At 71.1% G+C, this 14,271-nt stretch carries 10 protein-coding genes; 3 read left to right on the top strand and 7 right to left on the bottom strand.

Translation table 11 applies throughout. The features are described 5' to 3' along the window. The 4 genes from VM889_04425 to trxA form a co-directional block, all read right to left on the bottom strand. Positions 1 to 3,845: hypothetical protein (locus VM889_04425; protein HVL47784.1), on the bottom strand; the 3,845-nt coding region annotated here is incomplete at its 3' end. Between the two features lie 82 nt (positions 3,846 to 3,927). After that, positions 3,928 to 5,358, bottom strand: a complete 1,431-nt coding sequence (locus tag VM889_04420) for a TldD/PmbA family protein (GenBank protein HVL47783.1) — start codon at positions 5,356 to 5,358, stop codon at positions 3,928 to 3,930. Further along, the gene (locus VM889_04415; GenBank protein HVL47782.1) at positions 5,358 to 6,746 is read right to left on the bottom strand and encodes a TldD/PmbA family protein; all 1,389 of its coding nucleotides are present in this window, start codon (positions 6,744 to 6,746) and stop codon (positions 5,358 to 5,360) included. The genes VM889_04420 and VM889_04415 overlap by 1 nt, the downstream gene beginning before the upstream one ends. A 50-nt stretch (positions 6,747 to 6,796) precedes the next feature. Further along, the gene (gene trxA / locus VM889_04410) at positions 6,797 to 7,126 is read right to left on the bottom strand and encodes a thioredoxin (GenBank protein HVL47781.1); all 330 of its coding nucleotides are present in this window, start codon (positions 7,124 to 7,126) and stop codon (positions 6,797 to 6,799) included. 161 nt (positions 7,127 to 7,287) lie between these two features. Between trxA and VM889_04405 the strand changes: the two genes are divergently transcribed. The 3 genes from VM889_04405 (at position 7,288) to VM889_04395 (ending at position 10,477) form a co-directional block, all read left to right on the top strand. Further along, positions 7,288 to 7,731 carry an Lrp/AsnC family transcriptional regulator gene (locus VM889_04405; GenBank protein ID HVL47780.1) on the top strand — a complete coding sequence of 148 codons (444 nt, stop codon included), beginning with the start codon at positions 7,288 to 7,290 and terminating at the stop codon, positions 7,729 to 7,731. A gap of 258 nt (positions 7,732 to 7,989) precedes the next feature. Further along, positions 7,990 to 9,180 carry an aminotransferase class I/II-fold pyridoxal phosphate-dependent enzyme gene (locus tag VM889_04400; protein HVL47779.1) on the top strand — a complete coding sequence of 397 codons (1,191 nt, stop codon included), beginning with the start codon at positions 7,990 to 7,992 and terminating at the stop codon, positions 9,178 to 9,180. 40 nt (positions 9,181 to 9,220) lie between these two features. After that, the gene (locus VM889_04395) at positions 9,221 to 10,477 is read left to right on the top strand and encodes a hypothetical protein (GenBank protein ID HVL47778.1); all 1,257 of its coding nucleotides are present in this window, start codon (positions 9,221 to 9,223) and stop codon (positions 10,475 to 10,477) included. Here the strand turns inward: VM889_04395 and argF are convergent. The 3 genes from argF to VM889_04380 are packed head-to-tail and all read right to left on the bottom strand — an operon-like array spanning position 10,467 to position 14,160. Next, positions 10,467 to 11,483, bottom strand: coding sequence for an ornithine carbamoyltransferase (gene argF / locus VM889_04390; protein ID HVL47777.1), 1,017 nt, complete (start codon positions 11,481 to 11,483; stop codon positions 10,467 to 10,469). The two genes, VM889_04395 and argF, sit on opposite strands and share 11 nt — an antisense overlap. After that, the gene (gene argH / locus VM889_04385) at positions 11,480 to 12,928 is read right to left on the bottom strand and encodes an argininosuccinate lyase (GenBank protein HVL47776.1); all 1,449 of its coding nucleotides are present in this window, start codon (positions 12,926 to 12,928) and stop codon (positions 11,480 to 11,482) included. Before argH ends, argF begins: the two co-directional genes overlap by 4 nt. A 5-nt stretch (positions 12,929 to 12,933) precedes the next feature. After that, entirely contained in the window at positions 12,934 to 14,160 is a 1,227-nt protein-coding gene (locus tag VM889_04380) for an argininosuccinate synthase (GenBank protein HVL47775.1), read from the bottom strand. Positions 14,161 to 14,271 lie beyond the last annotated feature (111 nt).

The raw sequence follows: 14,271 nt of genomic DNA, 5'->3' as shown, positions 1-14,271 counted from the left end.
GCCTTGATGTCCGTGTCCGGCGTGGACAGGCGCTGCATCTCGTTCTTCTCCCGGTCGGCCCCGAAGATCTGGATCCAGTACTTGCCGTGGGGGAGGTTCTCGGGAACCTTCCAGGCGAAGCGCCAGTAGTTGGCGATCGCGTCGTACTCGACGTCGACTGTCTCCTTCGTGACCTGCCCGTTCCAGAGGACCACCGCGCCCGGGATGCCGTCCTCCTGCGTGAACGGGGTCCCGTCGCGGTACTGCGCGCGGAACGTGCCCTGGACGGTCCCGCCGGGCCGGACCGTCAGATCGCCGGCCGTGAGCGAGACCTGGATGCGCCCCTTGTCGAGGACGAACGGCCGCGACGTGGCGACCACCTCGTTGCCGTCCCCGTCGGTCGCGCGCAGCGCGAGGCGGTACGCGCCGAGGGGGGCGTCCCGCGGAAGGCTGTGCCGGAGCCTGTAGAGGCCCGAGTTCGGGTCGCGCTCGGCGGGGAGGGTGGCGACGTCGGCGTAGGCGCGCTTGGAGTTGAAGACGTCGGAGACCTGGAAGACGCCCCCGCTGTATTGGAGGACGAACTCGGCCACCTCGTTCGGTTCGGCAAGGACGGTGGCCTCGAAGACCGTCATCCGCGTGAACGTGACGGGCGGCTCGCGCGCGAACGGTCGGGAGATGACGCCGGGCTCCAGCCGGAAGGGTCGCGATTCGAGGCGGGGGAAGTCGTTTCCGGAGGCGTCGCGCCCGCCCACGACGAATCGGTATTCGCCGAGGGGGGTGTCCGGCAGCGGCCGCCACGTCGCCGTCCAACGGCCGTCCGCCCAGCTCACGTTCGCGTCCGCGGCGACGCCCGCCTCGTCCTCGATGACGACGTCGGGAAGCCCGATGGACGAGGTGTATTCCTGCCCGTCGGGGTAGCGCAGGACGAAGCCGAACCCGACCTCCTGGTGGCGGCCCGCGGCGGCGGGCGGGTCGAGCGCGGCCTGCGCAAGGAGCGTCGTCGGGGAGACGACGACGGGCGGACCTGCGAAGCGGATGAGGTTGCCGAAGACGTCGCGGCCGCGCACGAAGACCGTGTATTCGCCGAGGTCCACGCCGAAGTTCGGGCGCCACGTGACGTTCCACTCGAGCGGCGAGGTGATCCGGAAATCGGCGTTCGCGATGGAGCGACCCCGGTGGAGCACGAACGCGTCGAGCGGCACGTCGCCGCGCTCGGAGCGCATCCCGATGCGGTAGGTCTGGCCCTTCGCGATGGTCGTGGGCGCGGGCCGCGAAAGCTCGCGTGTGACGTTCGCGGGCGCGAGCGAGATGTTTCCGCTGAAGCTCACCACGTTGGCGTTGCGGGCGTCCTTGGCCGCGAACGCGAAGCGGTAGATGCCGAGCGTGCTCGAGAGCGTCGTGTTCCACGACGCGAGCCAGTCGCCGTTCGCGTCGGCCCGCTCGAGCGTGTCGAGGATCTCGGTTTCCCACCGGCCGTTCGAGGCCAGGCGCTGCAGGCCGATGATCGGGCGGCCCGTCGAATCCGGGCCCTTGTCGCCGTCGCGTCCGTCGAACACCACGTACACGGTGTCCCCGCGCACGGCGCGCGCGGGGGGATCCGTGATGACGGGACGCTCGAGGAGCGGAACGACGACGGTGAACGGCGCGGAGCGCGCGTTCGCGTCCACGACGTTTCCGTGCCGGTCCGTCCCGGTGGGCTTGAAGACGTAGGTCCCGCTCCAGACGCTCGTCGGGACGGACCACCGGGCGGTCCAGGCGCCCGCGGCGGCGTCGTAGCTCGGGACGAGGCCGGCCTGCGCGAGGCCGCCGACCTTGTCATTTTCCCAGCGGTAGACGTTGAGGAGAAGGCGCGTTCCGACGTCGTCCCCCTTGACCGTCGTGCCGTCGGCGAAGCGCAGCGAGAACTGGTAAGCGGCCGTGTTGCCCGAGAAGACGCGGGCGGGCGGATCCACGCGGCTCGGCGCCTGGATGACCGCGGGCTTCACGGCGCGACCGAAGGTCGACGAGTTCACGTTCGAGGGCGTCGCGTTGTCCGCGACGTCCACCCGGAACGTCCAGCGCCCGAGCGGGGCCTCCTCGCTCGTGCGGGGGATCGAGAACGCGCCCTGGAAGCGCCCGCGGTCCTTGTCGACCTCCGCGAGACGGATGGTTTCGGTGGAGATCGAGACGCCCTTGTCGTTCACGCGGTCGATCACGACGGGAAGGGCGCGGCCTTCCTTGTGGTAGGTCGAGTTCACGGGCTTTCCGTCGTGGTAGAGGAGCCGCGCCGTCACGGTCACGGTGTCGCCGCGGTCGAAGCCGCGGGATTCGTTGCGCGCGTCGCCGAGGACGGCCGTCGTGAACAGGATGCGGGGCGCGGCGGTCGTGAGCGTGAAGGGATCGCTCACCGTCGTCGGGACCGCGTTGCCCCACTTGTCCTTCGCGGAATCCGCCGTCCCGTCGATCACGAGGCGGAACGGTCCGAGCGGTTGGTAGTCCCGGGGAAACCGGTGCGAGAAGTTCCACGTTCCGTTCGCGTACTTCGAGGTCGCCCTCAGCCGATCCCGGCAAGGGAAGGCGCCGGGGCTCTCGTCCGCGCGGATGAAGCACGCGACAAGGGTCTTGTTGTCGAGGTCCAGCGTCGTGAGGGGCGCCCCGTCGCGGTACGTGATGTTGTAGTGGAAGGTGACGGTTTCCGTGCGCTCGGCCTCGGGGGGCGCGAGGCGCGGTATGGGCTCGAACGCGAGGGCGCGGATGCGGGTCGTGTTGTAGCGATGGTCCGGGAGCCGATTGCCCCACGGATCCTTCGCGGGCTCGATCGCGAGGCGGAACCGGTACGCGCCCGCCTCGTCGAGCGTGAGGTTCTTCGGAATGCGCCAGACGGCGGTCCAGAGCGCGAGCCCCTCGTTCCACGTCGCGCCGAAGCGGTCCACGACGACGGGGTCGGCGTCGCTCCCCGCCCGCGTGCGCTCGACCCTGAACGGCACGGTCGCGTCCGGGTCCTCGAGAAGCGTCGGCCGATAGGGCAGCCCATCGGGGTAGGCGAGGCGGAGGAACACGACCTCGCGCTCCGTCCGCTCGTATTCGCGGTTCAGCGAAGGCTCCGCGAGGGTGACGAGGCGCAGCGTCGCGGGCTTGATGACGAAATGGATGGTCTCGCTCGGCCTCGAGGCCGTGCCGTGGCGTCCGTAGGCCGTGAGCTGCACGGCCCAGCAGTGCCCCTCGGGCCGCGGAGGGCAATCGAGGCGCGACGCGTCCGCGCGCGAAAGCGTGTACGGGAAACGGACGAGTCCGGAGGAGGAGGCGACAAGGTCGCGCTGAAGGAGGGTCGTGTGGCCCCCGTGGGCGTTGCGCTGCGAGAGCGAAATCGACACGGCCTCTCCCGCGCGCCAGCCGGCCGTCTGGACGATGAACTGGAGGGTGGCCTCGGGCGTGTTCGAGGGGAACTTGTAGAGCTCGGCCATCCACACGGAGAAGTCCCGGCTCAGCACCGGCGCCTTCGCGGGGCCGAGGATCTCGACGCGCCACGTCCCGTTCCAGCGCGGTTGGAGGGCGGGGGCGGGGGAGGCCCCGGAGGCCGCAAGAAAATCCCTGGGAAAGACGCGCTCGCGCGCGTAGGGCGCCACGTACGACCCGTCGGGGCACTGGAGGCACCGGACCTGGATCGTGTAGCCCGAGTCCTTGAGGACGACCTCGTCCATCGTGGACTGGACCGTGATCGCGACGCTTTCGCCCTGCAGGTAGTGGGCAGGGTCGCGGTTGAACCGGATCGTGAAGGAGGGCTCGACGCCGCCCTGGGCCCCGGCGACGGGCGCCGCGAGGGCGGGCGCGAGAAGGAGCGCGAGTGCGACGGCCGCGAACGCGGCCCGGCGAGGCTCCAGGCTCAACGTGGCACACCTCTTGTCCAGCGTCCCTCGGTTCGCCCCTCTCCTATTGAGGCTTGCGGTCCGGCGGAACGCCAGGCCTGCCCTATCCGGTCACGCGCAGGCCGCCCACCCGCAGGGAGGGCAGGTACATGGCGAGCGGGGAGAACGCGCCTCCGAGGGGACGCACGTCGCGGCCCGCCGCTTCGAGCTTCGCGAGGGCGTCCGGGAAGTTGCCGCTCACCATCGCGCCCTTGAGGGGGCCCGCCACCTCGCCGTCGCGGATCTCGAAGAGCGTCGAGGAGGACACGGCGAAATCGCCGCTTGCGGCGTTCGCGGTGTGCGCGCCCATGGCGTCGTGCACGAGCACCCCGCGACGGATGCCCGCGAGGAGGGCCGCTTCGTCCGAGGCCGGGCCCTCGAGGGTCACGTTGCGGCCGACCGCGCGCGGGGGGGCGCGGAACGACCGGTCGCTCGACATGCGCTCGGCGCGCACGGCGACGCCCGACGGCTTCGCGCCGTGGCGCGCGGCCGTGTCGCGGTCGTCGAGGAACGTCGCGAGGAGGCCCTTCTTAACGATCGCGACCTTGCGCGTCGGGACGCCCTCGTCGTCGAAGGGCGCGCTCATCGCGCCGCCGCGACGCCGCGGATCGTCGACGAGCGACCAGGCCTCGGGCATGACGCGCGCCCCGAGACGACCGGAGAAGACGGATTGGCCTGCGTGGGCGGTTTCGCCGAGGACGGCGCGCGCGAAGAGGAATTCGAAGAGCCCGTCGAGCGCCGTCGGACGGAACACGACGGTCTGCGGCCCGCCTTCGACGCGCTTCGGCCGGCGCGAGCGCATCGCGAGGTCCGCGGCCTCGCGGCCGCAGCCCGCGAAGTCGACGCCCTTGAGCGCGCGGGAGGAGACGTAGTCGAAGCCGGTCGCCGTCGCGTCGGCCTCCCTCAATACCAGGTGGAGGCTTCCGCCGAGGCTCGTGCCCTCGACGGCGCCCTTGAAGCCGCAGCTCGTCGCAAGCGCGTAGGCCTCCGTTCCCCATCCGAGGCCGCCGCCCGCGATCACGGCGTCGGGGGCGCGTCCGCGCGCCGCGTCCATCATCGCGACGGCCGCCTCGATCGCGGCCTCCGTGGACCAGCGCGCGAGCTTGGCGTCGAAGAGGCCCGAAACCGGCTTGAGCGCGACCTTTTCGGCGAGGCCCGGCGACGGTCCGAGGATGCGCGCGGAGGCGAGCGCGCGGCGCGCCGCCGTCTTCGCGTCGGCGTCCTCCGTGAAGTACGCGAACCCGCGCCGGCCCTTCTTCTCGACGGTGAGGGCGACGCCGCGCTCCTCGCCGACGGACCCGTTCGTGAGGGAGCCCTTCTCGATGCGAAGCGACGCGCCGCGCCCCGCGAGCACGAACGCCTCAGCCTCGTCGGCCCCGACGGCGAGGGCGGTCCTCACGTGGCGCTCGGCGTCCCTGAGGAGCCCCGCGGCGCGCAAAGGCTCGTCGGAAACCCGGCGCGTCCTGGCCTTCGCGGCCCTGCGGCGGACGGGCATCAGGCTCCGCCCCCCACGACGGCGTTGCGGATGCGGACGTGCGGGCCGCCGTCTCCCACGGGCACGAGTTGCCCCTTCCCGCAGATGCCGGGCGAGGCGAGCATCGCGTCTTTTCCGACCGCGTCGATCGTCGTGAGGGTTTCGAGGATCTCGCCTTGGAGCGCGACGTCGCGCAGGGGCGTCGTGAGCTCGCCGTCCTCGATGAGCCACGCCTCCTGCGCGCCGAACTGGAACGTGCCCTTCGCGGTGTCGACCTGGCCGCCGCGCGTGCCTTTCGCGTACACGCCGCGCTTCACGCCCTCGAGGAGCTCCTCGAACGTGCGGTCGCCCTTCTCGATGAGCGTGTTCGACATGCGCACGAGAGGGCGCGCGGCGTGGCTTGCGGCGCGCGCGCCGCCGTTCGGCTTCATGCCGAGGCGGCCCGCGGTCTCCCGCGAAAGGATGTAACCCTTGAGCACGCCGTTCTCGAGGAGGACCTTGCGAGAGGCTTTCACGCCCTCGTCGTCGTACGGCATCGAGCCGTACCCGCCCTTCACGCGGCCGTCGTCCACGATGGTCACGAGATCGCTCCCGAGCTTCTCGCCGATGCGTCCCTCGAGGAGGCTCTCGCCCGCGATGACGAGGTCCGCCTCGCACGCGTGGCCGATGGCCTCGTGCGCGAACACGCCCGCGAGGTCCGGGTCGGCGATGACGTCGAGCCGCCCCGACGGCGCGGCCTTCGCGGTGAGGATGCGGAGCGCGCTCTTTGCGGCCTCCCCGGCCTTCTCGGAGGGGTCCTCGGCGTCGAAGGCCTCGAAGCCCTTTGTGCCGCCGATGCGCGCGCGGTATCCGACGACCTTTCCGTGGTCGCCGCGCGCGACGAGGTCGATCTGGAGGAGAAGCCGCGGGACCTCCATCGTGACGTCCGTGCCCTCGCTCGTGACGATGCGGGTCGTGACCACCTCGTCGTCGAGGGCGAGCTTCGCGCTTGCGATGCCCGCGACCGACGTCGCGGCCTTCGAGGCTTCGAGGAGGAGGTCGCGCTTCGCCTCGAGCGGGATCTTCGTCGCGTCCTTCTTCGGCTTCCAGCGGACCACGTCGCGCACGGCCTTCGTCGGCGCGAGCGTCACGCGCTCGGAGACGCGCGGCGCGAGGGCGCGCGCCATCCCGAGCGCCTCGTCGAGCGCGCGTCGGAGGCCCCTCGGATCCACCGAGGGGGCGGTCGCAAGCCCCCACGTCCCGTCATACAGGACGCGCACGCTCGCGCCGCGCTCGCGGCCGGGCACGGCCTTGCGGAGCTCGCCGTCCTTGACCTCGACCGAGGTGGAGCGGTCCTCCTGGTAACGGACGTCGGCGTACGTCGCGCCCTTCTCGAGCGCGTCCTCGACCACCCGGCGGAAGGCGACCATGAGAGATCGCCGGGCGATGCCGGGGGGCGCAAAAGTAGCTTCCGACTTGCTCAGGCGTGCCGGTCGAAGCGCGCCTTGAGCTGCTCCTTGGGCATGAGGCCGACGACCTGGTCGACGCGTTGCCCGTTCTTGAACACGAGGAGCGTCGGGATGGACATGACGCCGAACTTCATCGCGGTCGCGGGGTTCTCGTCCGTGTTCAGCTTCGCGAACGTGACCTTCCCGCCGTATTCCGTCGCGAGCGCGTCGATGATGGGCTCGAGACGCTTGCACGGGCCGCACCAGGGAGCCCAGCAGTCCACGACCACGGTCCCGTGGCTCTTGACGAAGCTTTCGAAGTCGGAATCCGTGATGGTCTTGACGGGACCGTTCGCACCCATAAGGGACCGGATGGCGGTAGCGGCTCCTCGGACAAAAGGGTAACCTCCGACGGCGCGACGCTTCTCGTCCACGCCGGCCCGGGCGGACGGGGGACGCCCGGGGGTCCGGGCGCCCGTCATCCTGACAAACGTTTAAGCGACGCGTCGGGTCTCCGCCGGTCATGCTCGATGAGAAGGATCGTCTGATCCTCCAGGAGCTCCGCGCGGACGCGAAGAAGACGACGAAGACCATCGCCGAGAACACGGCGATCCCGCGCACGACCGTGCACGACCGCGTGACCAAGCTCGAATCGAGCGGCGTCGTGCGCCGGTACACGGTGATCCCGAACTACGAGCTCATCGGCGAGCCGACGACGGCGTTCGTGTTCCTCACGTACGACCGCGAGAAGGGCACGTCCCAGCGCGAGGTCGCGGAGCAGCTCTCGAAGCTCGAGGGCGTGTACGAGGTGCATCTCATCAGCGGCGAGTGGGACATCCTCGCGAAGGTCCGCGGCCGCACCGTCGAAAGCATCGGCGAGCTCGTGATCGAGCGCCTGCGCGACATCCCGGGCGTCGACAAGACGTTCACCTCGACCGTTTTCCGAACCGTGAAGGAAGACGTCTGACGCGGCGGCCCGGACCCGGACCCGGACCCGGTCCCGGACCCGCCACCCGGTCCCGGCGCCCGGTCCCGACTCCCGGCACCCGGCACCCGGCTCCCGGTCCCGGCACCCGGCTCCCGGTCCCGACACCCGGTCCCGGTCCCGACGCCCGGCGCCCTGTCCCGCCGCCCGGCCCCGGCGCCCGGCCCTCGAGGGCGTCGGCGCCTCGCAGACCGGGGTCGGGGATAGGCTCTTGAACGCGGCGGGTCTTCGGCGGTGTTGATGGCCGTCTTCCGCGCGGCGAAGCGCACGTCGGTGATGGATGCCCCGATCCGCGACGTCCTGGGTCCGGCGCGCGCGCTCGAGCGCGCGGGGCACGCGATCCTGAAGCTCAACATCGGCGATCCGTGCAAGTACGACTTCCGTCCGCCCGCGGAGCTCGTCGAGGCGCTCCAGGCGGAGGCCGGCCTTGGCGACTACGGGGATTCGGAGGGCGACCTGCTCATCCGGGAGGCGATCGCGCGCTGGGAGCGCGAGGGTCGCGGGATCGCGGTCGCGCCGGACGACATCATCTTCACGGGCGGCGTCTCCGAAGCGCTGCAGATGCTTTTCGGCGCCATGCTCGAGCCGGGGGACGAGATCCTCGTCCCGGGCCCAACGTATCCGCAGTATCTCGGCGTCGCGCGCTACTTCGGCGCGACGCCGGTCGAGTACCCGTCGACGGCCGAGAACGGGTGGATCCCGGATCTCGAGGCCGTGCGGCGGCTCGTGACCCCGCGCACGAAGGCGCTCTGCGTCATCTCGCCGAACAACCCGACGGGCGCCGTCTACCCGAAGCGCGTCGTCGAAGGGCTCGCGAAGATCGCGCACGAGAAGGGGCTCGTCCTCGTCTCGGACGACATCTACAACGAGCTCGTCTTCGAGGGCGAGCGCGCGCCGTCGGCGGCGAGCGTTCCGGGGCCCGTCGTCATCCTGAACGGCTTCTCGAAGAACTGGCTCGTTCCCGGCTGGCGCGCCGGCTACGTCGCGTTCCGGCACGCGGGCGAGCTCGCGGAGATCCGCGAGGCGGTCCTGAAGCAGGCGCGAAGCCGCCTTTCGGCGCCGCTTCCCGCGCAGCGCGCGCTCGCGAAGGTGCTCCGGCCGAACGCGCCGCACCTCGCGGACCTGCGCCGCCGGCTCGGCGAGCGCGCGGAGCTCGTCGCGAAGCGCGTCGCGGAATCGCCCGACCTCGCGCTCGTGAAGCCCGCGGGCGCGTTCTACTCGCTCATCGGCATCAAGGACAACCCGTTCCCCACGGACAAGGAGTGGGTGCTCGGGCTCCTCCACGAGGAGAAGGTCCTCGCGGTGCACGGGTCCGGCTTCGGCGAGGCCGCGCGAAACCACTTCCGCATCGTGAACCTCCCCGATCCCGCGACGCTCGACGAGGCCATGACGCGCGTCGTGCGCTACGCCGCAAAGGCGCGGCGCCGCTGATCGGGAAGGTTGAAGCCCTGCGCGGGCCTCGGTTTCCACGATGGCGGAACTGGACCTGCCGGGTCTCATCGACGCGGGGAGCGGCCTCCTGCTCCTCGCGCTCGGCGCGTTCGTCGCCTCCGTCAAGCCGCGGCGCCGCGAGAACCTCGCGTTCGCCGCGATGAGCGTCTCGATGGGGCTCGTCTTCGTCTTCTTCAACCTCTTCAATCCGGACGATCCGCGATGGAACTACGTGGATCTCCTCGGCCGCGTCATGGTCCTGCCGTTCGCGGCCGCGATCGTGATGCTCGCGCTCTGGGTCCCGCGTCCCCTCGCGCGCGAGGAGCGGACGCTCCTCGTCATTCCCATCCTCGCGGGACTCGGACGCACCGCGTTCGGCGCGGCCCAGTGGGTGCCGACATGGACCGAGGCCTCGCCCGGCTATTTCGTCCCCGGCATCGTCCGGCCCCTCGCGGTGGATCTCATGCAGGGCGCGCTTGTCTTCGCGCTGCTCCTTTTCGCCTTGCGCGCGGGACGCGCGACGAGCCCGGAGGACCGGCGCCAGGAGGCGCTCATGAGCCGCGCCCTCCTGCTCTACCCCGCGTTCTACGCGGGCATGTTCCTCGTCTATCCCGGCGGAGGGCCCCTTGGCATCGTGGCGACGGCGCCTTTCGTCCTGGTCGCGGCGGTGTGGCTTGCGAACACGGCCCGCATCCCGGAGCCCGATTCCGCCGTCGCACGCAACGTCGCGCTCCTCGCGCTCGCCCTCCCCCTCCTCGGCCTATTGACGGCCGTCTACGGCGGCGGGTTCGAGGTCGCGCAGGAGAACGGAAGCCTGGGATTCATGCGCGGGATCGCGGTCGCGATCCTCGCGTACGCGGTCGTCCGGTCGCAGCTCCTCGGCCTCGACCTCAAGGTCCGCTGGACCGTCAAGCAGTCCACGGTCGCGGGGGCCTTCCTCGGGGTCTTCTTCGTCGTGAGCGAATCGGCCGCCGCGTTCTTCCAGGGCGCGCTCGGCGACTACGTGGGCATCGTCGCGGCCGGCGCGCTCGTGTTCGGGCTCGCGCCGCTGCAGCGCCTCGGCGACCGCATCGCGGACCGGGCCGTTCCGCTCCACGCGAGCGCGACCGGCGCGGCCGGTAGGAAGCGCGAGATGTACTCGAACGCGCTCGCCCTTGCATGGAGGGACGGGACGCTTTCGCCTGTCGAGATGCGGCATCTCCTCGACGTGCGCGAGATGCTGGGTCTCACGAGCGAGGAAGCGGCGGAGATCGAGCGCGAATGGGCCGAGAAGGCCGCGCGCCTCGTCAGGCCCTGAGCGCGTGGTCGAGCCCGTCTTCCCCGAGGATGAGCCACACGAGGATGCCCATCTGGGCCCACATGCGGTTCTCCGCTTCGTCCCACACGACCGAGCGGGGACCGTGGAGGACCTCGTGCGTGACCTCGTTCCCGTAGTAGGCCGGAAGGCAGTGGAGGAAGATGGCCTCCGGCGAGGCCGCGAGGCGCTCCTCGGTGACCGTGTAGCCCTGGAAGGCCTTGAGGCGCTCGTCGCGCTCCGTCTCGTCGCCCATGCTCACCCACGTGTCGGTCGCGATGACGTCCTTGTCCGCGAAGACGCCCGCCGCGTGGATGTCGTGCGAGAGCGTGACGGATCCGCCCGCCTTCTTCGCGAGCTGGCGCGCTTCCTCCACGATCTCCGGGAGCGGAGCGTAGCCCGCGGGCGTCACGGCGGTGACGTGCATGCCCGTCATGGCGCCGCCGAGCAGGTACGAGTGGCACATGTTGTTGCCGTCGCCCACGTACAGGAAGCGCAGGCCCTTGAGGCGCTTCTTGTGCTCGCGGATCGTGAGGAGGTCCGCGGCGACCTGGCACGGGTGCTCGCGGTTGTCGAGCGCGTTGATGACCGGGACGCTCGCGTGCGCCGCAAGCTCCGACACCTGCTCGGCGCTGAAGCTCCTGTAGATGAGGACGTCCGTATAGCGCGAGAGCACGAGCGCGGAGTCCTCGATCGTCTCCGAGCCCTTCCCGAGGTGGATGTCCTTCGCGGAGAGGAACACCACGTTCGCGCCGAGCTTCGCAAGGCCGATCTCGAACGACACGCGCGTGCGGGTCGAGAGCTTCTCGAAGAGGAGCACCGCGGACTTGCCTTCGAGCAGGCGCACGGGACGGCCGAGCTTCGAGGCGTGCTTGAGCGACGCCGCGGCGGCGAGGACGCGCTCGAGGGCGTCACCGAAGTCGCGCATCGAGAGGAGGTCGGGGCGCGCGGGGCGCGCGGCGGGCGTCTGGCGCTTCGTTGACGGGAGCGGCTTCGCGCGGGGGCTCATGCTTCATCACCGAGGAGCGTGCGTTCCTTGTGGACCTTGCGGCCGCGCGCGAGGATGCCCTCGCGCAGGCGCTCGAGATCCTTCCGCGACTTCGCGACGGCGGCCGCGACGCGCGCGGGCGCGGTCCCGCCGGGGCTCGACCGGCGCGCGGGCGCCGTTGCGGGGTTGAGGACCGTGAACACCTCGGCCGTGAAGCCGGGCCACACGGCCCTGAAGTCGTCGAGCGCGAGCTTCGCGAGCGCGACGCCGCGCATCTCCGCAAGCGCGACGAGCTTCCCCGTCGCGTGGTGCGCCTCGCGGAAGGGGACGCCCTGCGTCACCATCCAGTCGGCAAGGTCGGTCGCCTCGAGGTGGCCGCGCGAAAGCGCCGCGCGCGCGGCCTCCGCGCGCACGACGAGGCCGCGCGCGCAGGCCGCCGCGATGCGGGCCATCTCGACGGCCGCGGGCAGCGCGTGGACGAGGGGCGCCTTCGCCTCCTGCAGGTCGCGGTTGTAGGCGAGCGGAAGGCCCTTGAGCGTCGAGAGGACCGAGACGAGGTCGCCCGCGAGGCGCCCCGAGCGGCCGCGAAGGAGCTCGGCGGCGTCCGGGTTGCGCTTCTGCGGCATCATGCTCGACCCGGTCGTGTAGTCCTCGGGAAGCGTAAGGAAGCCGAAGCCGGGCGAGGTCCAGAGGACCCACTCCTCGCCGAGGCCCGAGAGGTGCGCGCCCGCCATCGCGGCCGCGTACGTGGCGCCCGCGAGGAAGTCGCGGTCGCTCACGGCGTCGAGGGAGTTCTCGAACGCGCCGTCCATGCCGAGGAGGTCCGCGACGTAGGCGGGGTCGAGCGCGAACGACGTGCCGGCGAGCGCCCCCGCGCCGAGCGGCGACACGTTCGCCCGGTCGAAGACCGAAAGCGCGCGGTCGGCGTCGCGCAGGAACCGGAGGGCGTGGGCGTGGAACACGTGCCCGAACGTCACGGGCTGCGCGGGCTGCACGTGTGTGTAGCCCGGAACCGGCACGTCCGCGTGCGCCGCAGCCTGCGCGAGGAGCGCGTCCGCGAGGTCCGAGAGCGCGAGGGCGAGTTCGAGCGCCCCCGCGCGCGCGAAGAGGCGGAGGTCGAGCGCCACCTGGTCGTTGCGGCTTCTCCCCGTGTGGAGGCGCGCGGCCAGCGGCGTCTTCGCGGCAAGGAGCGTCTCCACGTTCATGTGGACGTCCTCGAGCTCGACCTTGAGCGTCGAGCGCCCGGCGGCAAGGTCCGCGTGGACGGCCCGGAGGCCGCGGACGAGGTCCTCGCTCTCCTTCTCGGTGAGGAGGCCCGCGCGCGCGAGGCCCTTCGCGTGCGCGATGGACCCCGCGACGTCGTGGGCGACGAGGTGCGCGTCCTCCGCAAGCGAGGAGCTGAACGCCTCCATCGCGGCCGCGGTCGAGACGGCGAAGCGTCCGCCCCAGGGCTTCTCGACGCTCATCGCGCTCACTTCTTCGCGTGCTTCGCCTTGACGCTCGAGGCGACGCGCAGCGGCAGGCCGAAGATGTCGATGAAGCCCGCGGCGGACTCGTGGCGGAACTGGTCGCCCTTGTCGTACGTCGCGAGGTGCTTCTGATAGAGCGACACGGGCGAGTCGCGGCCCGCGACGTGCGCCGCTCCCTTGTAGAGCTTGAGCGTCACGCTGCCCGTGACGTTCTCCTGCGCCTTGTCGACGAACGCGCTGATGGACTCCCGGAGCGCGCCGTACCAGAGGCCGTCGTACGCGAGTTCCGCGAACTTGTCCTCGAGCGTGGTCTTGAAGTGGGCGACGTCGCGCGTGAGCGTGAGGTTCTCGAGCGCCTTGTGCGCCGTGAGGAGCGCGATCGCGCCGGGCGCCTCGTAGACCTCGCGGCTCTTGATGCCGACGAGGCGGTTCTCGACGTGGTCGATGCGGCCGAGGCCGTGGCGGCCCGCCGTCGCGTTCAGGTGGTTGATGAGCTCCACGAGGCCGAGGCGCTTCCCGTCGATCGAGACGGGCTCGCCGCGCTCGAAGCCGATCGTCACGTACTCGGGCGCGTTCGGCGCGTCGAGGGGGCTCGTCGTCCACTCGTAGGCGTCCTCCACGACCTCCTTCGTCGGGTCCTCGAGGATGCCGCTCTCGACGCTCCGGCCCCACAGGTTCTCGTCCGTCGAGAACGTGCGCTTCGTCGCGACGTCCGGGATGAGGATGCCGTGCTCTTTCGCGTACGCGATCTCGCCTTCGCGGGTCGCAAGCGCGGGGTCGGCGTTCCACTCGCGCAGGGGCGCGATGACCTTGAGCGCGGGGTCGAGGGCGCGGATCGTGACCTCGAAGCGGACCTGGTCGTTGCCCTTCGCCGTGCAGCCGTGCGCAACGTAGGAGGCGCCCTCCTGGTGGGCGACCGCGACGAGGTGCTTCGCGATGAGGGGGCGCGCGATGGACGTCGCAAGCGGGTACACGCCCTCGTAGAGGGCGTTCGCCTTGAGCGTGGGCAGGACGAAGTCGCGCGCGAACTCCTCCTTCGCGTCCACGACGATCACCTTCGTCGCGCCGTTCTTGATCGCGCGCGCCTTCGCGTCGTCGAGGTTCGAGAGAGGCTGGCCGACGTCGACGAGCACGCAGACGACCTCGGACTTGTACTTCTCCTTGATCCACCGGATCGCGACGCTGGTGTCGAGGCCGCCGGAGTAGCCGAGGACGGTCTTGAGGGTCATGGGGCTGAGGAAGCCCCTTTCGGGCTTGAGGGTATGGACGAACCCGAGACAGCGCGGGCCCCGCTTGTCCGGAATCGGACAGGGGCGTCCGGGCGCGGGGCGGGATCACCC

The sequence above is a fragment of the Candidatus Thermoplasmatota archaeon genome (assembly GCA_035540375.1).
In the GTDB taxonomy this organism is placed as follows: domain Archaea; phylum Thermoplasmatota; class SW-10-69-26; order JACQPN01; family JAJPHT01; genus DATLGO01.
This window is presented reverse-complemented; position numbering and strand designations above follow the sequence as displayed.

Coding starts and splice junctions, on each gene's coding strand:
- VM889_04420 (HVL47783.1), bottom strand. CDS start 5,358: ATGCCCGTCCGCCGCAGGGCCGCGAAGGCCAGGACGCGCCGGGTTTCC.
- VM889_04415 (HVL47782.1), bottom strand. CDS start 6,746: ATGGTCGCCTTCCGCCGGGTGGTCGAGGACGCGCTCGAGAAGGGCGCG.
- trxA (HVL47781.1), bottom strand. CDS start 7,126: ATGGGTGCGAACGGTCCCGTCAAGACCATCACGGATTCCGACTTCGAA.
- VM889_04405 (HVL47780.1), top strand. CDS start 7,288: ATGCTCGATGAGAAGGATCGTCTGATCCTCCAGGAGCTCCGCGCGGAC.
- VM889_04400 (HVL47779.1), top strand. CDS start 7,990: ATGGCCGTCTTCCGCGCGGCGAAGCGCACGTCGGTGATGGATGCCCCG.
- VM889_04395 (HVL47778.1), top strand. CDS start 9,221: ATGGCGGAACTGGACCTGCCGGGTCTCATCGACGCGGGGAGCGGCCTC.
- argF (HVL47777.1), bottom strand. CDS start 11,483: ATGAGCCCCCGCGCGAAGCCGCTCCCGTCAACGAAGCGCCAGACGCCC.
- argH (HVL47776.1), bottom strand. CDS start 12,928: ATGAGCGTCGAGAAGCCCTGGGGCGGACGCTTCGCCGTCTCGACCGCG.
- VM889_04380 (HVL47775.1), bottom strand. CDS start 14,160: ATGACCCTCAAGACCGTCCTCGGCTACTCCGGCGGCCTCGACACCAGC.